This window comes from Mycobacterium angelicum, assembly GCF_002086155.1.
GTDB lineage: Bacteria > Actinomycetota > Actinomycetes > Mycobacteriales > Mycobacteriaceae > Mycobacterium > Mycobacterium angelicum.
Genome location: NZ_MVHE01000014.1, coordinates 15,001 through 33,201 on the forward strand (window position 1 = coordinate 15,001; position 18,201 = coordinate 33,201).

Annotated in this window: 10 protein-coding genes and 1 pseudogene; 6 read left to right on the forward strand and 5 right to left on the reverse strand. The window is 66.2% G+C overall.

The window, feature by feature from the left end; genetic code table 11:
* Positions 1-339: 339 nt before the first annotated feature.
* Both BST12_RS11890 and acpS read left to right on the forward strand, forming a co-directional pair.
* Complete coding sequence (locus tag BST12_RS11890; protein WP_083113333.1) at positions 340-9,564, forward strand: type I polyketide synthase; 9,225 nt, start codon at positions 340-342, stop codon at positions 9,562-9,564.
* Positions 9,565-9,590: 26 nt separating this feature from the next.
* Complete coding sequence (gene acpS, locus BST12_RS11895) at positions 9,591-9,983, forward strand: holo-ACP synthase AcpS (RefSeq protein ID WP_083113334.1); 393 nt, start codon at positions 9,591-9,593, stop codon at positions 9,981-9,983.
* 96 nt (positions 9,984-10,079) lie between these two features.
* On the opposite strand, the gene BST12_RS11900 is transcribed toward acpS, so the two are convergent.
* Together BST12_RS11900 and macS are read right to left on the reverse strand one after the other, a co-directional pair.
* Positions 10,080-10,739 (reverse strand): response regulator, encoded by a 660-nt coding sequence (locus BST12_RS11900; protein ID WP_083113335.1) that lies wholly within the window; start codon positions 10,737-10,739, stop codon positions 10,080-10,082.
* On the reverse strand, positions 10,709-11,842 hold the full coding sequence (macS, locus tag BST12_RS11905; protein ID WP_083113336.1) for a MacS family sensor histidine kinase: 1,134 nt from the start codon (positions 11,840-11,842) through the stop codon (positions 10,709-10,711). Before macS ends, BST12_RS11900 begins: the two co-directional genes overlap by 31 nt.
* Positions 11,843-12,019: 177 nt before the next feature.
* Between macS and BST12_RS11910 the strand changes: the two are divergent.
* Both BST12_RS11910 and BST12_RS11915 read left to right on the forward strand, forming a co-directional pair.
* Positions 12,020-13,213 (forward strand): annotated as a pseudogene (locus tag BST12_RS11910) (PPE family protein); the annotation flags it as partial.
* Positions 13,214-13,315: 102 nt separating this feature from the next.
* Positions 13,316-14,677: a dipeptidase gene (locus BST12_RS11915; protein ID WP_083113338.1), complete on the forward strand. Its 1,362-nt coding sequence runs from the start codon at positions 13,316-13,318 to the stop codon at positions 14,675-14,677.
* Here BST12_RS11915 and BST12_RS11920 read toward each other — a convergent pair.
* The 3 genes from BST12_RS11920 to BST12_RS11930 form a co-directional block, all read right to left on the reverse strand.
* Positions 14,674-15,078 (reverse strand): PaaI family thioesterase, encoded by a 405-nt coding sequence (locus tag BST12_RS11920; RefSeq protein ID WP_083113339.1) that lies wholly within the window; start codon positions 15,076-15,078, stop codon positions 14,674-14,676. The genes BST12_RS11915 and BST12_RS11920 overlap by 4 nt on opposite strands.
* 169 nt (positions 15,079-15,247) lie before the next feature.
* Entirely contained in the window at positions 15,248-15,727 is a 480-nt protein-coding gene (gene bcp / locus BST12_RS11925) for a thioredoxin-dependent thiol peroxidase (protein WP_083113340.1), read from the reverse strand.
* Positions 15,728-15,793: 66 nt separating this feature from the next.
* A complete protein-coding gene (locus BST12_RS11930; protein ID WP_211281261.1) occupies positions 15,794-16,201 on the reverse strand; it encodes a hypothetical protein in 408 nt (135 codons plus the stop codon).
* A 773-nt stretch (positions 16,202-16,974) separates the two neighbouring features.
* On the opposite strand from BST12_RS11930, the gene BST12_RS31975 reads away from it, so the two are divergent.
* Both BST12_RS31975 and BST12_RS11940 read left to right on the forward strand, forming a co-directional pair.
* Positions 16,975-17,220, forward strand: a complete 246-nt coding sequence (locus BST12_RS31975; protein ID WP_170062108.1) for a hypothetical protein — start codon at positions 16,975-16,977, stop codon at positions 17,218-17,220.
* 750 nt (positions 17,221-17,970) lie between these two features.
* Positions 17,971-18,198 (forward strand): DUF3618 domain-containing protein, encoded by a 228-nt coding sequence (locus BST12_RS11940; RefSeq protein WP_083113342.1) that lies wholly within the window; start codon positions 17,971-17,973, stop codon positions 18,196-18,198.
* Positions 18,199-18,201 lie beyond the last annotated feature (3 nt).

Here is an 18,201-nt window from a genome sequence, read left to right on the forward strand (position 1 = left end):
GCTACTCGACCGTAACCACCTACATGCAGGACGTTTGTTCGGCAGAGCCGCGCCGCTGATTCAGCGTGGTGTTACCCGCGACACGGTTACCCGCGCGTAGAACTCGCCAGTAACCGATCGGCGTAAAAAAAGTGGACCATTCCTTATGACACTCTTATGAGGGCCGCTGCAGTTCCGGGCGCCGCTCGACCCACGAGCCGGCCCCTGACAACACACCGGTTAGTCGATTTTGGACTGCGATTCGATGCGGAATCGATGACGCCCCCGGCACGGGTGTCCTGGGACCGGCCGAACGAACCGATACGTAGACGCATATAGAGGCATACAGGAGATAAAGACGTGACGATCCACGAGCACGACCGGGTGTCCGCTGACCGCGAAGAAAACGGGCCGCAAAGCACCCATGCTCTGGTCGATCGTCTGACGGCCGGTGAGCCCTATGCTGTCGCCTTCGGCGGCCAGGGCAGCGCGTGGTTGGAGACCCTCGAAGAACTTGTGTCGTCGGCCGGGATCGAATCCGAACTGGCCACGCTGGTCGGTGAGGTGGAGCTGCTGCTGGAGCCGGTCGCCAAGGAGCTGGTCGTCGTTCGTCCGATCGGCTTCGAGCCGTTGCAGTGGGTGCGTTCGCTGGCCGCCGAAGATACGGTGCCGTCGGAAAAGCACCTCACCTCGGCCGCGGTGTCACTGCCGGGCGTGCTGCTCACCCAGATCGCGGCGGTGCGTGCGCTGGCTCGGCAGGGCATGGACCTCATCGCCACCCCGCCGGTAGCCCTGGTGGGGCACTCGCAGGGCGTGTTGGCGGTTGAGGCGCTCAAGGCCCGCGGTGACCGTGACGTCGAGCTGTTGGCGTTGGGCCAGCTGATCGGTGCCGCGGGGACGCTGGTGGCGCGCAGGCGGGGGATCTCGGTGCTCGGTGATCGGCCGCCGATGGTTTCGGTCACCAACGCCGATCCGGAGCGCATCGGGCGCCTACTGGACGAGTTCGCGCAGGACGTCCGCACGGTGTTGCCACCGGTGCTGTCCATCCGCAACGGCCGGCGTTCGGTGGTCATCACGGGAACCCCCGAACAGCTGTCCCGCTTCGAGCTGTACTGCCGGCAGATTTCGGAGAAGGAAGAAGCCGACCGCAAGAACAAGATCCGGGGCGGTGACGTCTTCGCGCCGGTTTTCGACCCCGTCCGCACGGAGGTGGGTTTCCACACCCCGCGGCTGGCCGACGGCATCGACATCGTCGGCGGCTGGGCTGAGAAGGTCGGACTCGACGTCAAGCTGGCGCGCGGACTGGCCGACGCCATCCTGGTGCAGAAGGTCGACTGGGTCGAAGAGGTGACCCGGGTCCACGAGACCGGGGCACGCTGGATTCTCGACCTGGGCCCCGGCGACATTTTGACCCGGCTGACGGCTCCGGTGATTCGTGGCCTGGGCATCGGCATCGTGCCGGCGGCGACCCGCGGCGGTCAGCGCAACCTCTTCACCGTCGGAGCCACCCCCGAGGTCGCCCGGCCCTGGTCGAGTTATGCACCGACCGTCGTCCGGCTGCCCGACGGCCGCGTCAAGCTCTCGACGAAGTTCACCCGGCTGACCGGCCGCTCGCCCATTCTGCTGGCAGGCATGACACCCACCACCGTCGACGCCAAGATCGTTGCCGCCGCGGCCAACGCCGGACACTGGGCGGAGTTGGCCGGTGGTGGGCAGGTCACCGAGGAGATCTTCGCCAACCGCATCGACGAGCTGTCCGGACTGCTCGAGCCCGGCCGCACCTATCAGTTCAATGCGCTGTTCCTGGACCCCTACCTGTGGAAGCTCCAGGTCGGCGGCAAGCGTCTGGTGCAAAAGGCCCGCCAGTCCGGCGCGGCGATCGACGGCGTGGTGGTCAGCGCCGGCATTCCGGATCTGGAAGAAGCTGTCGATCTGATCGATGAGCTCAACGACATCGGCATCAGCCACGTGGTGTTCAAGCCTGGAACGATCGAGCAGATCCGTTCAGTGATCCGCATCGCGACCGAGGTGTCCACCAAGCCGGTGATCGTGCACGTCGAGGGCGGGCGTGCCGGCGGCCACCACTCCTGGGAAGACCTCGACGACCTGCTGCTGGCGACCTACTCGGAGTTGCGGTCGCGGGCCAACATCACCGTGTGCGTCGGCGGCGGTATCGGTACGCCGGAGCGGGCGGCCGAATACCTGTCCGGCCGTTGGGCGCAGGCATACGGCTTCCCGTTGATGCCGATCGACGGCATCCTGGTCGGCACCGCCGCGATGGCGACGTTGGAGTCCACCACGTCGCCGTCGGTCAAGCGGATGCTGGTCGAAACCCAGGGCACCGACCACTGGATCAGCGCCGGAAAAGCCCAGGGCGGCATGGCTTCCAGCCGCAGCCAGCTCGGTGCCGACATTCACGAGATCGACAACAGCGCCTCACGTTGCGGCCGGTTGCTCGACGAGGTCGCCGGCGACGCCGATGCGGTTGCCGAGCGGCGCGACGAGATCATCGCGGCCATGGCTAACACCGCCAAGCCGTACTTCGGTGATGCCGCGGAGATGACCTACTTGCAATGGCTGCAGCGCTACGTCGAATTGGCCATCGGAGAAGGCAACTCGACCGCCGACACCGCCGCGCCGGGCAGCCCGTGGCTGGCCGACACCTGGCGTGACCGCTTCGAGGAGATGCTGAAGCGTGCCGAAGCACGTTTGCACCCAAAGGATTTCGGCCCCATCGACACGCTGTTCGACGAGGCAGCGTTACTGGAGAACCCCTCCACGGCGATCGACCTGCTGCTGCAGCGCTACCCCGACGCCGAAACCGTGCAACTGCACCCCGCGGATGTGCCGTTCTTCGTGACGCTGTGCAAGACGTTGGGCAAGCCGGTCAACTTCGTGCCCGTCATCGACAAGGATGTCCGGCGCTGGTGGCGCAGCGACTCGCTGTGGCAGGCGCACGACGCGCGTTACGACGCCGACCAGGTGTGCATCATTCCCGGCACCGCTGCGGTTGCTGGCATCACCCGAATGGACGAGCCGGTCGGCGAATTGCTGGACCGCTTCGAACAAGCCGCCATAGACGAGGTGGTCGAAGTTCTCGGCGCCGGATCCGAGCCGCGGGAGGTAACCTCGCGCCGACTCGGCCGACCCGACGTCACCGGACCGTTGGCCGTCGTGCTGGACGCCCCAGATGTGCTGTGGGCGGGGCGCACCGCCATCAACCCGGTGCACCGCATCGCGGACCCGGTCGACTGGCTGGTCAATGATGAACCCCAAAGTTCCCGGGCCACACACTCATCCACCGGTGCGCGACTGCAACTCGACGGCCAGGATGCCGTTTTGAGCGTTCCGGTTTCGGACACCTGGATCGACATTCGGTTTACGCTGCCTCCCAACACAATTGACGGCGGCATCCCGGTGGTGTCGGCCGAGGACGCCGCCACCGCAATGCGCTCGGTGCTGGCCATCGCCGCCGGTGTCGACGGGCCGGACGCGCTGCCGCCGGTGCAGAACGGAACAGCCACGCTGACCGTGGACTGGGACCCGGAGCGGGTCGCCGACCACACCGGGGTCACCGCCACTTTCGGCGAGCCGTTGGCGCCCGGCCTCACCACCGTGCCCGACGCGCTCGTGGGCCTGTGCTGGCCAGCGGTTTTCGCGGCCATCGGCGCGGCGGCCACCGAGGCCGGCGTGCCGGTGCTGGAGGGCCTGCTGAGCCTGGTGCACCTGGACCACGCCGCGCACGTGACCGGTCAGTTGCCGGCCGAACCGGCTCAATTAGGCGTGGTCGCAACGGCTTCGGCGGCCACCGACACCGACATGGGCCGGGTCGTGCCAGTGTCGGTGACGGTCACCGGGCCCGACGGCGCAATAATCGCAACCCTCGACGAGCGGTTCGCGATCCTTGGGCGCACCGGCCATGCCGAGCTTTCCGATCCCGTCCGCGCGGGCGGTGCGGTATCCGAGAACGCCACCGACACCCCGCGTCGCCGCCGCCGTGACGTCACGCTGACCGCGCCGGTCGACATGCGTCCGTTCGCGGTGGTCTCCGGTGACCACAACCCGATTCACACCGACCGGGCGGCCGCGCTGCTGGCGGGTCTGGAATCCCCGATCGTGCATGGCATGTGGCTCTCGGCCGCCGCGCAGCACGCGGTGACCGCCACCGACGGGCAAGCCCGCCCACCGGCGCGCCTGATCGGTTGGACCGCGCGGTTCCTGGGCATGGTGCGTCCGGGCGACGAGGTGGACTTCCGCGTCGAGCGCGTCGGAATCGACCAGGGCGCAGAGGTTTTGGAGGTAGCCGCCCGCATCGGCTCGGATCTGGTGATGTCGGCGTCGGCGCGCCTGGCCGCGCCCAAGACGGTCTACGCGTTCCCCGGCCAGGGCATCCAGCACAAGGGCATGGGCATGGATGTTCGGGCCCGGTCCAAGGCGGCCCGCAAGGTGTGGGACACCGCGGACAGGTTCACCCGTGACACCCTCGGCTTCTCGGTGCTGCACGTGGTGCGCGACAACCCGACCAGCATCATCGCCAGCGGCGTGCACTACCACCATCCCGACGGGGTGCTGTACCTGACGCAGTTCACCCAGGTCGCGATGGCAACCGTGGCGGCCGCGCAGGTTGCCGAGATGCGCGAGCAGGGCGCCTTCGTCGAAGGTGCCATCGCCTGTGGCCACTCGGTCGGCGAGTACACCGCGCTGGCCTGCGTGACGGGCATCTACGAGTTGGAAGCCTTGTTGGAGACGGTGTTTCACCGTGGGTCGAAGATGCACGACATCGTGCCGCGCGACGAGCTGGGCCGCTCCAACTACCGGCTGGCCGCGATCCGGCCGTCGCAAATCGACCTTCCAGACGACGAGGTTCCCGCGTTCGTCGCCGGGATCGCTGAGAGCACCGGGGAATTCCTTGAGATCGTGAACTTCAACCTGCGCGGCTCGCAGTACGCGATCGCCGGTACCGTCCGCGGTCTCGAGGCGCTGGAAGCCGAGGTGGAGCGCCGCCGTGAGCTCACCGGCGGACGGCGTTCGTTCATCCTGGTGCCCGGCATCGACGTTCCGTTCCACTCCCGGGTGCTGCGGGTCGGTGTGGCCGAGTTCCGCCGCTCACTGGACCGGGTCATGCCGCGCGACCAGAACCCCGACATGATCATCGGGCGCTACATCCCCAACCTGGTGCCGCGGCCGTTCACCCTGGACCGCGACTTCATCCAGGAGATTCGCGACCTGGTGCCCGCCGAACCGCTCGACCCGATTCTGGCCGACTACGACACCTGGCTGCGCGAGCGCCGCAATGAAATGGCGCGCACCGTCGTAATCGAGCTGCTGGCATGGCAATTCGCCAGCCCGGTGCGCTGGATCGAGACCCAGGACTTGCTGTTCATCGAGCAGGCCGCCGGTGGCCTGGGTGTGGAACGGTTCGTCGAGATCGGCGTGAAGTCGGCGCCGACCGTGGCCGGCCTGGCCACCAACACGCTCAAGTTGCCCGAATACGCCCACAGCACAGTGGAAGTGCTCAACGCCGAGCGCGACGCCGCGGTGCTGTTCGCCACCGACACCGACCCCGAGCCGGAGCCCGAAGAGGAAGAGGTTTCCGCCGCACCCGAGTCCGAAGTCTCTTCGGAAGCCGCTCCGGCTGCACCGGTCGCCGCGCCCGCGGCGCCGTCGGGTGGTCCGCGCCCGGACGACATCGCTTTCGACGCCGCGGACGCAACCCTGGCCCTGATCGCGATTTCGGCCAAGATGCGCATCGACCAGATCGAGGAACTGGACTCCATCGAATCCATCACCGACGGCGCGTCGTCGCGACGCAACCAGCTGCTGGTGGATCTGGGCTCCGAGCTGAACCTCGGCGCGATCGATGGTGCGGCCGAGGCCGACCTGGCCGGGCTGCGGGCACAGGTCACCAAGCTGGCCCGCACGTACAAGCCTTATGGCCCAGTGCTTTCCGACGCGATCAACGATCAGCTGCGTACGGTCCTCGGCCCCTCGGGCAAGCGGCCGGCCGCCATCGCCGAGCGGGTCAAGAAGACCTGGGAACTCGGTGAGGGCTGGGCCAAGCACGTCACGGTCGAGGTCGCCCTGGGCACCCGCGAGGGCACCAGCGTTCGTGGCGGCGCCATGGGCCACCTGCACGAGGGTGCATTGGCCGACGCCGGCTCGGTCGACAAGGCCATCGATGCCGCGGTCGCTGCGGTCGCCGCGCGGCGTGGCATTTCGGTGACGCTGCCGTCGGCCGGCGGTGGTGGCGGTGCGACCGTCGACGCGGCCGCACTGAGTGAGTTCACCGAGCAGATCACCGGTCGCGACGGTGTGCTTGCCTCGGCGGCCCGGCTGGTGCTCAACCAGCTCGGCCTGGACGACCAGGTCGGCGCCGCGGCGGCCAACTCCGATGCCGAACTCATCGACTTGGTGACCACCGAATTAGGTTCGGACTGGCCACGTTTGGTGGCACCGGTGTTCGACGCCAAGAAGGCCGTCGTATTCGACGACCGCTGGGCCAGCGCCCGCGAGGACCTGGTCAAGTTGTGGCTGACCGACGAGGGCGACATCGACGCCGACTGGTCGCGTCTATCGGAACGATTCGAGGGTGCCGGCCACGTCGTGGCGACCCAGGCCACCTGGTGGCAGGGCAAGTCACTGGCCGCGGGCAAGCAGATCCACGCGTCGCTGTACGGCAGGATCGCCGCGGGCGCCGAAAACCCCGATCAAGGCCCGTACAGCAGCGAAGTCGCTGTCGTGACAGGTGCTTCGAAGGGTTCGATCGCGGCCGCTGTCGCGGCCCGTCTGCTCGATGGTGGTGCCACCGTCATCGCGACCACCTCGAAGCTCGACGGCGAGCGGTTGGCCTTCTACCGCACGCTGTACCGCGACCACGCCCGCTACGGCGCGGCGCTGTGGGTGGTGGCGGCCAACATGGCGTCCTACTCCGACATCGACGCAGTGGTCGAATGGGTAGGCAACGAGCAATCCGAAAGCCTTGGGCCGCAATCGATTCACATCAAGGACGCGCAAACCCCGACGCTGCTGTTCCCGTTCGCAGCACCGCGGGTGGTCGGCGACCTGTCGGAGGCCGGTTCGCGCGCCGAGATGGAGATGAAGGTACTGCTGTGGGCCGTGCAGCGGCTGATCGGCGGTTTGTCGACGATCGGCGCCGAGCGGGACATCGCGTCGCGGCTGCACGTGGTGCTGCCCGGTTCACCCAACCGCGGGATGTTCGGCGGCGACGGCGCTTACGGCGAAGCCAAGTCGGCGCTGGACGCCGTGGTGAGCCGTTGGCATGCCGAGTCGTCATGGGCGGCCCGGGTCAGCCTCGCGCACGCGCTGATCGGCTGGACACGTGGCACCGGGCTGATGGGTCATAACGACGCGATCGTCACCGCGGTCGAAGAGGCCGGCGTTACGACCTACTCGACCGACGAGATGGCCGCGCTGCTGCTCGGCCTGTGCGACGTGGAGTCCAAGGTGGCCGCGGCAAATTCGCCGATCAAGGCCGATCTCACCGGTGGCCTGGGCGAAGCCAACCTCGACATGGCCGAGCTTGCGGCTAAAGCGCGCGAGGAGATGTCGGCCGAGGCGGCCGCGGATGAGGAAGATGCCACCGAAGGCGTCATCGCCGCGCTGCCGTCGCCGCCGCGGCTGGTTAACCCGGCCCCGGCGCCGGACTGGGACGACCTGGCCGTCGACCCGGCCGACCTGGTGGTAATCGTCGGTGGGGCCGAGATCGGCCCGTACGGTTCGTCGCGCACCCGGTTCGAGATGGAAGTCGAGAACGAACTCTCGGCGGCCGGCGTGCTCGAGCTGGCCTGGACGACGGGATTGATCCGCTGGGAAGACGACCCGCAACCGGGTTGGTACGACACCGGATCCGGCGATCTGGTCGACGAGGCCGAACTGGTCGAGCGCTACCACGACATCGTGGTTGAGCGCTGCGGCATCCGCGAGTTCGTGGACGACGGTGCGATCGACCCCGATCACGCTTCGCCGCTGCTGGTGTCGGTGTTTTTGGACAAGGACTTCACCTTCGTGGTGTCGTCGGAGGCCGACGCCCGCGCCTTCGCCGAATTCGACCCCGAGCACACTGTGGTTCGGGCGATCGCCGATTCCACCGACTGGCAGGTGACCCGCAAGGCGGGCAGCGAGATTCGGGTGCCGCGCAAGACCAAGCTGTCGCGGGTCGTCGGCGCGCAGATCCCCACCGGGTTCGACCCGACGGTGTGGGGGATCAGCCCCGACATGGCCAGTTCCATTGACCGAGTGGCGTTGTGGAACATCGTCGCGACCGTCGACGCGTTCCTGTCCGCCGGATTCAGCCCGGCCGAAGTCATGCGCTATGTGCACCCCAGCATGGTGGCCAGCACGCAGGGCACCGGCATGGGCGGCATGACGTCGATGCAGACCATGTACCACGGAAACCTGTTGGGCCGGAACAAGCCGAACGACATCCTGCAGGAAGTTCTGCCGAATGTTGTTGCCGCGCATGTGGTTCAGTCGTATGTCGGTAGCTACGGCGCGATGATCCACCCGGTTGCGGCGTGTGCGACCGCGGCGGTGTCGGTCGAGGAGGGGGTCGACAAGATCCGCCTGGGCAAGGCCGAATTGGTGGTGACCGGCGGCCTGGACGACCTGACGCTGGAGGCAATCATCGGCTTCGGTGACATGGCGGCCACGGCCGACACGTCCATGATGCGCGGCCGGGGCATCGCGGACGCGAAGTTCTCCAGGCCCAACGACCGGCGGCGCCTGGGCTTCGTGGAGGCCCAGGGCGGCGGCACCATTCTGCTGGCCCGCGGCGACCTTGCGTTGAAGATGGGCTTGCCGGTGCTCGCGGTCGTCGCCTACGCGCAGTCCTTCGGCGACGGTGTACATACGTCGATCCCGGCACCCGGTTTGGGCGCGCTGGGCGCGGGCCGCGGCGGCAGGGACTCGGCGCTGGCCCGGGCGCTGGCCAAGGTGGGCGTGGGCGCCGACGATGTCGCGGTGATCTCCAAGCACGACACGTCAACGCTAGCCAACGACCCCAACGAGACCGAACTGCATGAGCGGCTGGCCGACGCGCTGGGCCGCTCGGAGGGTGCCCCGCTATTCGTGGTGTCGCAGAAGAGCCTGACCGGTCACGCCAAGGGCGGTGCTGCGGTATTCCAGATGATGGGGCTCTGCCAGATGCTGCGCGACGGGGTCATTCCCCCCAACCGCAGCCTGGACTGCGTCGACGACGAACTGGCCGGGTCCGCGCACTTCGTGTGGATTCGCGAGACGCTGCGGTTGGGCGAGAAGTTCCCGCTCAAAGCCGGGTTGTTGACCAGCCTCGGGTTCGGCCACGTGTCCGGTCTGGTCGCGCTGGTGCACCCGCAGGCGTTCATCGCCTCGTTGGATCACGAGCAGCGAACGGATTACCAGCGGCGTGCCGACGCACGCCTGCTGGCCGGGCAGCGGCGGCTGGCTTCGGCCATCGCCGGCGGTGCGCCGATGTACGAGCGGCCGGCTGACCGTCGCTTCGACCACGCTGCACCGGAGAAGCCGCAAGAGGCGTCGATGCTGCTGAATCCGGACGCCAGGCTGGACGGGGACGCTTACCAGGTCTGAGTGACCATCCGTTAACCTGGCCACCCATGGGCATCGTCGGAGTGGGGATCGACCTCGTCTCCATTCCTGATTTCGCCGAGCAGGTCGATCAACCGGGAACGGTGTTCTCGGCGACCTTCACCCCCGGTGAGCGCCGCGACGCCTCCGACAAGAGTTCGTCGGCGGCCCGCCATCTGGCGGCCCGCTGGGCAGCCAAGGAGGCGGTTATCAAGGCCTGGTCCGGTTCCCGGTTTGCGCAACGGCCGGTGCTCCCGGAGGACATACACCGCGACATCGAAGTGGTCACCGACATGTGGGGGCGACCGAAGGTCCGGCTCGCCGGCGAGATCGCCAAACATCTGGCCGACGTGACCATCCACGTGTCGCTCACCCACGAAGGGGACACCGCGGCGGCCGTGGCCATTCTGGAGACCTCCTAGGCCAGCCCAGCCTCGCCGAGTGTGAATCCTACGACGCGACTCGCTGGTCAAACGTCGCCTGATTCACACTCGCTGAAGCCGAAAGAAGGCTAGGGCTCATCCGTCCAGGCCGTGCTCGATGGCGTAGCGGGTCAATTCCACCCGGTTGGCGACCTGCAGTTTGCGGAATGTCGCTTGGATGTGGTTTTCCACGGTGCGATGACTCAGCGACAGGCGCTCGCCGATCTGCTTGGCGGACAATCCTTTTGCGACGTAGCGCAATACTTCGGTTTCTCGCTCGGTGAGGCTGGGCGTCGCGGGTCCGGCATCCGGGCTCGCCGCGATGCGCCGGTATTCACCCAGGACCAGCCCGGCCAGGCTCGGAGTGAACACCGCCCGCCCCGCCGCGGTGGCTCGCACGGCATCAGCGAGTTCGGCTTTCGACGCGCTCTTGACCAGGTATCCCGTCGCACCGGCCTTGACCGCTTCGAGCACGTCGTCGCGCTCGTCGGACGCCGACAGCACCAGCACCCGGGTGGACGGCGAAACCTCGAGCACCTCCGTGGTTGCCCGCACGCCGTCGCCGTCGGAAAGTCGCATGTCCATCACCACCACGTCCGGCTTGACCACAGCGGCGCGGCGTCGCGCCGAGGCCACGCCGTCGGCGGTAGCTACCACGTTGAACCCGTCGTCGGCGAGGTCGCGAGCAACCGCGTCGCGCCAGATCGGATGATCGTCGACCACCATCACCGTCGGTTCGGCACGCTCAGCTCCCATTCGGTACCCTCTCCCAGCTCGGTGCGCAATTGCGCAGTACCGCCCATCGACATCAACCGTCCCACAATGGACTTCGAGATGCCCAGCCGTCCCTGGCCGGCCGCTTCCGCCAGCCGGCCGGCAGCGATGCCGATGCCGTCGTCGCGAATGCTCACCGTGACCGAATCGCCGAGGTCTTCCAGCAACACGTAAGCGCGGGCGTCGGGGCCGGCGTGCAAGCGCACGTTGTCCAGGGCGTTGCCGACCGCGGCATCCAGCTCGGTAGCGAGTGCCCGCTGCATCGTCACCGGGGTTCCGGGCAAGCTCACCGAGACGCGGCCGGACTCCCTGCGGCGCAGCAGCGTGCGCAGGTCAATCTCCTGGCTGTGCCCGTCTTGGTCAATGTCGGTGGAAGTCAACCAGCTTCGCAGCGTGCGTTCCTGTTCGCCGGCGAGTTTAGCCAGTTCGGATGTGGCGCCGCCGATTTCGCTACCTCGTCGGGCGACCAGAGCCAGGACCTGCATGACACCGTCGTGCACCTGCCGGGACAGCCGTTCGCGTTCTTCCAGAGCGGCCGACAATTGGGCCGCTCGCTGCAGTTCGTCGTGGGCGCGCAATGCGGTGCGCGCCGCCATGCCCACCGCCAAGCCGACCGCCAGTTCGACGACGATTGTGGCGCTGCGCCCTAGGTTGACGTTGAGGTAGCCCTTGACGGCTTCATTGGTGGCCGTCACCGCAACGCCGGCCAGCATGCCCCACGCCGGGCCGAACTGCAGGGCCGCCGAAATGGTGGCGTTGGTGGCCCACAGGGTGGTCGGCCAAGTCTGGTTGTCGTGGGCCCAGTGGCTGGACGCGACGATCTCGGTGGACGCCATGAGTAGGACGACGACGGCAATCTCGGCGACCACCCAAGCCGTCGTGCGGCCGAACCCACGCAAGTAGGCAACCGCACACGCCGCGCTCCAGGCGATCAGCACCGCGAACAGCAGCCACGCCAGCAAGGGGTGGCGCAGATCAGAATTGATGGCGATCTGGAAGCCCAGCGCGTAGCCGCAGCTCAGCAGGCGGAAGACTTGGGCTGCGCGCCACAGCGGCGCGATGGGGTCGGGACCGTCGGTGGCCATCGGGCCAAGCTTAGCGCTGAGTTGGTCGGCCGATTTCGCTACGAACAAACGATCCGGCGGATAGCCTCACTGCGCCCCCACTGCCAATGCCGTTGCCGCAGAAGCCAATCGAGGAGACACCATGCTGCCTAACTTTGCTGCGTTGCCGCCGGAGATCAACTCGTTGCGGATGTTCATTGGGCGCAGGATGTGACGGCGATGGCCGGATACCACGCCGGCGCTGCGGCCGCCGCCGCGCAATTGGTGCCCTGGCAGCAGTCGCTGCGAAGCGCGCAGGCTCAGGTCGCCGGCGCATTGGGTCTGGGTAACTGGAACCTCGGCGTGGGCAACCGCGGCAATAACAACGTCGGCAACGGAAACACCGGCGACACCAACCTGGGCAATGGCAACCGGGGCAGTTCCAATGTCGGCGGCGGCAACACCGGCAATTCGAATGTGGGTGGCGGCAACAGCGGCACTTCGAATGTGGGTGGTGGCAACACCGGCACCACGAACATGGGCGGCGGCAATACCGGCGGCAGCAATGTTGGGGGCGGTAATACCGGTAACCAGAATGTGGGCTTCGGCAACCGCGGGGATGGAAATATCGGCGGCGGAAACAGAGGAAATGGCAACTTCGGCTTCGGCAACGTCGGCATCTCGAACGGCGACGACAACTCCAACATCGGTAGCGGCAACACCGGCAGCTTCAACCGGGGCTCGGGGAATACCGGCGAGCACAACTGGGGCTTCGGCAATACGGGCACCGGCAACATCGGCTTCGGTAATACCGGAAACGGAAACATCGGCATCGGGCTCACCGGCGACCATCAGTTCGGCATCGGCGGCCTGAACACCGGCAGCGGTAACATCGGCTTCGGCAATTCGGGCAGCGGCAACATCGGCTTCTTCAACTCCGGCTCCAACAACGTGGGCGTCTTCAACTCGGGATTCCACAATGTGGGCTTCGAGATCTCGGGCACCAATAACACCGGATTCCAGACCACTGGTGGCACCTGCACAGGATTCTGGAATTCCGACCTGGAGGCGACCGGTATCGGGAACTCGGCCAGCGAAGTCACCGGTGCGTTCAACTCCGCGCGTTACACGACCGGCTTCTTCAATTCAGCAAGTCATGACGACCTCGCCGGCCAGGTCACCGGCTCGTTCAATTCGGGTCGCTGGGATTCGGGCTACTTCAATTCCGGCGAAGGCAATACCGGCTTCTTCAATGCCGGGGCCGGAAACACCGGTTTCGGCAATTCGGGGAACACCAATACCGGCGGCTTCAACTCGGGCAATGTGAACACCGGGTTCGGCAGCACCAGCAACGGGCCCGGTGTCAGCTCGGGCTTCGGCAATACCGGAATCCGCAACTCGGGCGTTGGAAATCTCAGTGAATACCCCGCCAGCCTGAGCGGGCATTCCGGGTTCTTCCACCGGTGACGGCTTCGGCCGCCATAGCCCGGCGCGGGCCAAGCTAGCCTCAAGACCATGACAGATCTGGTTGAGCGGGTCCGCGAGGTGTTGCCGTCGGTGCGACAGGATCTCGAAAATCTTGTGCGCATCGAATCGGTATGGGCCGACCCCGGTCGCCACGATGAGGTGCACCGTAGCGCCCAGGCGGTGGCAGACCTGTTGTCGCAGGCCGGTTTTGGCGATGTGCGGATCGTCAGCGAGGGCGGCGCGCCGGCGGTCATCGGCCATCACCCGGCGCCACCGGGAGCGCCGACCGTCTTGTTGTATGCCCACCACGACGTGCAGCCCGAAGGTGATCGCAGCCAGTGGGCCTCACCGCCATTTGAGCCGACGGAGCGTGGCGGGCGGCTGTACGGCCGGGGCACCGCCGACGACAAGGCCGGAATCGCAACGCATCTGGCGGCATTCCGGGCGCATGGCGGTCGGCCGCCGGTGGGGGTGACCGTCTTCGTCGAGGGCGAAGAAGAATCCGGCTCGCCGACGCTGGGCCGGTTCCTGGCCGCCCACCGCGACGCACTTGCCGCCGACGTGATCGTTATCGCCGACTCGGACAACTGGAGTACCGATGTTCCGGCGCTGACCGTGTCGCTGCGCGGGTTGGCCGACTGTGAGGTCGAGGTCGCCACGCTTGACCACGGGCTGCACTCGGGTTTGTGGGGCGGTGTGGTTCCCGATGCGCTCGCTGTGCTCGTGCGCCTGCTGGCCAGCCTGCACGACGACGACGGCAACGTGGCGGTGGCAGGTCTGCACTACGGCAACGCCGCCGACGTGGACTACCCGCGCGAGCGAGTACGTGCGGATTCCGGTCTGTTGGAAGGGGTTTCGGAGATCGGGTCCGGTTCGGTGCCGCAACGGCTGTGGGCCGAGCCGGCGATCACCGTGATCGGCATCGACACCACCTCGATTGCGGCCGCGTCGAACACGCTGATGCCGCGGGCGCGGGCCAAGGTGAGTATGCGGGTCGCCCCGGGCGGTGACGCGGTGGCGCATCTTGATGCGCTGGAAGCGCATTTGAAGCGGAACGCTCCATGGGGTGCACAGGTGACCGTTACCCGCGGGGAGATCGCTCAGCCGTTTGACATCGACGCGTCTGGGCCCGTCTACGACGCGGCGCGGGCGGCGTTTCGCCAGGCGTGGGGTGTCGATGCCATCGATATGGGCATGGGCGGTTCGATCCCGTTCATCGCCGAATTCGCCGCCGCGTTTCCGCAGGCGCAGATCCTCGTCACCGGAGTGGAGGATCCAAACACCCAGGCACACAGCGTCAACGAAAGCCTGCACCTGGGCGTCCTGGAGCGTGCCGCGACGGCTGAGGCGCTGCTGCTGGCCAATCTTGCGGTTATACAGACAGCGCGAGCTGACCCGTCTAGCGGCTAACCGTCGGCTTTGATGAGCATGAAGGTGGCGGTCGACCGAATCAGAATGCGTTGGGCTGCATCGACGACCACGCACTCCGCACTGAGGAGTCGCCGGCCCTTGTGTACCATCTTGGCTTCCGCGAGGAGCGGGCCACCTTTGGGCTGACGGTAGTAACGGACGTGGATGTCGGTGGTGACGGTGAACTCGCGGCCGAAATCGTATGTGCCCCAAAGGCATGACGCGCAGGCAGCATCCGCGAAGGTCGCGAGCATGCCGCCGTGGACGGTGCCGTCCTGGACACCCTTAATGTCGTCGGTGAGTGGCATGGACAGTACGGCAACACCCGGTTCGGAATGCACCACAGTGAGCTGCAATCGTTCATGCACCGGTGATAGGCGTAGCTGCTCGGTGGTAAACATTCGGGCTCCGATCGGAGAGAGGTCAGCTATGCGGCTTTCGAGTTACGGTGCGCGCCGAATCATGTTATCCGGCGGTCAGCCCGCCATCTCCCTAACTTCCACACGAAGATCGTTCCACCGCCGGCCGACGATGTCCGCCATATCGCCCGTGCTGTCCGAACGGACCAGCTCACCCAAACTGGGCCACGATCTGCTTGATCTTCGTTGCCGTGTGTACCGCCTTGACGTTGTACTGGGCCAGCGCGATCTTGCCCTTTTCGTCGACGACGAAGGTTGATCGGATCACGCCCGTGACCGTCTTTCCGTACATCAACTTCTCGCCGTACGCGCCCCAGGCCGTGAGCACCTTGCGTTCGGGGTCGGACAACAGCGGGAACGTGAGCTTTTCGGCGTCGCGGAACTTGGCCAGCTTCTCCGGTTTGTCGGGAGAGATGCCGACGACATCGATACCGGCGTCGTTGAGCTCGCTCAAACTGTCACGAAAGGCGCAGGCCTGTTTGGTGCATCCGGGCGTCGAGGCCGCCGGGTAGAAGTACACAACGACGTGGCGCCCCTTGTAGTCGGCCAACGAGACCTTCTTGCCGTCGGCGTCGGGCAGGCTGAACGCAGGGGCTTTGTCTCCGGGGGCTAGCCGCGTGGTCTCAGTCAAAATTGTGCCCTTTCTGTTGCCGAACGCGGATATCGGTACTGACTCTTCACGTGGGAGCGGAGTCCATCAGTCGTTAGAAGGGAGACTCTTTCGTTCGTTTTCGCGTCGAGCTAGCTGGTGGCCCTTGGCGGTCGATACTGCGAATTGCTTGCCTTTCTCGGTGAGCTCCAACCAGCATGACCACATCCATTCGCCTGGTTCGTCATAGTGGGCTACGTAGGACTCGCGGAGTTCCTGCATCGACTGCTCCAGGGACTCCGGCACAAAGTTTCCGTCCTCTCCGCGATACCCCGTTTTGACGAGTCCGTCGCCGACAAGCGAGCGAATCGTCTCGAGTGTCTCGTTTTGGATCTCTGCGTCTGATGCGGACGGATGTTGTTGCTTAACATGCCAATCCACGACTGCCATGTGCACCGCATCGATCATGCCGTCAAGCAGTATCTCCTCGCGTGCGATTTCGCGTGCGGTGTTCATCGACCAATTCCTGCCCAACTCCGGCTATATGCAACGGTTCTCGCAGCCTACCGTTCTCACCAGGACCGCCTCTTCGCGCCCGCGGCACTGAGGCATCCGCAGGTATCCAATCGTCACCCTGGATTGAATTCGTCCAAATCAGGCAGCTCATCTTTGCCCAGTACGGGCGGCCCGTGGTGGCTGTGGGGCGGGTGAATGGGGCGCAGGGTGGATTCTGGGGGTACTGCGCCACCACCGACGAATGGTGGCGCTGGGCCTAGCCGGCCGGGCGCTAACTCAACTGGTAGACGTGGCCTAGGTGAAGGCACGTTCTGCGACCCGGCTGGCGGCGGCTCGGGCAGGGCGGGTCTGGCGGGCATTGGCAAGTCTGGTACTCCGCCCGTAGTGGCATTGACGTGCAGCCTGATTGGCTCTCCGCCGTCAGGAAAGCTGAAGTCGATCGTGGGTCCGTGTTGGCCGCTGGGCCCCAATCCGGCGATTGTTCCATCGGGAAGCCGCCGCAGGATTCCGCTGCCCCCCCGATACGGCTTCGAGGGAGTGTACGGCGGGGCATTACCCGTTGCCCATTCCCAGAACCTCTGTAAGTCTTCTGGGCTGCGCACTTCCAAATAGTTGGGGCGGCTGCCGTGCGGGAGACCCTTGATCGCGTCCCGCACGTCGTTTGCTGTGGGGCCAGGCTTAGGCATGGGCGCCGGGCTCGGGTCTTGTTTCCACAGGCGGTTATCGACGGATTGGATGCTGTTGTGTTGGTCCCTCGGTGCCACCGTCGAGATGTGACTTTCCCGGAAATGGCTGCTAACACCGGCAATAGTGGCAGTGATCTTGTTGGCGACATGCTGATCCAGATTGATCAATTGGTCGGCCCGGTGACGGATGTCCATGGCGAGGTTGCGTGCTCGCGCCTGCCGCGCGGCTCGCTGTGTCGGCGATCCGCCGGTGCGGCGATCGGTAACCGCGAGGTCTTCGCCCACGTCGAAGCCCGCCGCTCGGGTGTCCTCGACTGCATACCGCACTCGTGAGCGGGCCGAATATAGATCCGATGCGGCTCCGCGCGCAATCTTGGCCGCCTCATGCAGCTGGTCGTCAACGGCGCTGGTCACCATCATGTCGGCATGTGTCGCGGAGCGCAGTTTTTCGGCGGCTTCTCCATCCCAGTCAACGGATAACGCATCTTGCCAGACTAGGCTCGCGACTTCGTAGCATCGTTTGCCGACGGCCTCCCAATGCGCCGCTGCCTCCGTCAGATGTTCGGTCGGCCAGGCCAATAGATGCGAGAGGCTGGGAAACGACTCGACGGCAGACATCTGCTAACTGCCCGTCACGTGACAGAGCACAGCGGCCAGCATGGTTTTCGAGTTTTCCTCGTGCCGAGGTATCGAGTATCAGCCTCGGTGACGTGCGCTATGTGCGACCTGATTTGTGCGGCCAGCGACGCCGTGAAGCTTGTGATGTCCGCGTGGGCGGCGCTAACCGCCGCTGCGCTGCGTTGGGTTGCCAACCCGATCTCGGCGGGCCGACCGTTTCGATTGGGTCGCCGAGTGACGCCACCCAGCGGCTTGCCATCGTCTGTACACGAGCCGTCTCGACACGCAACTGCTGGCGCATAGCCCTCCAGTGTAATTCGGCTGTCGCTTTACCGCTTTCGCTGTTCCGACGCACGTTGAGCGGGTAGCCGGTTCGTTGATGTCGTGACGGGGTTGGGGACACCAGCACCGGCTGCTCTAGGGTAGTGCGGGCAGGGGCACCAGGCTCAGTTGGAGGACAGACACGTGGCGGACCGCGATCCCGACACCATCAAGCAGGAGATCGACGTCGCCCGCGACCAGCTGGCGGCCACCGTTGATTCACTTGCGCAGCGCGCCAACCCTCGCCGTCTGGCCGACGACGTCAAGGTCCGGGTGATCGCATTCGTCAAGAAACCCGCGGTCACGGTGTCTTTGGCCGGCGTCGGCGCCATCGTTGTCGTGGTGGTGGTGCACCGGGTGAGGAACCGCTGAGCC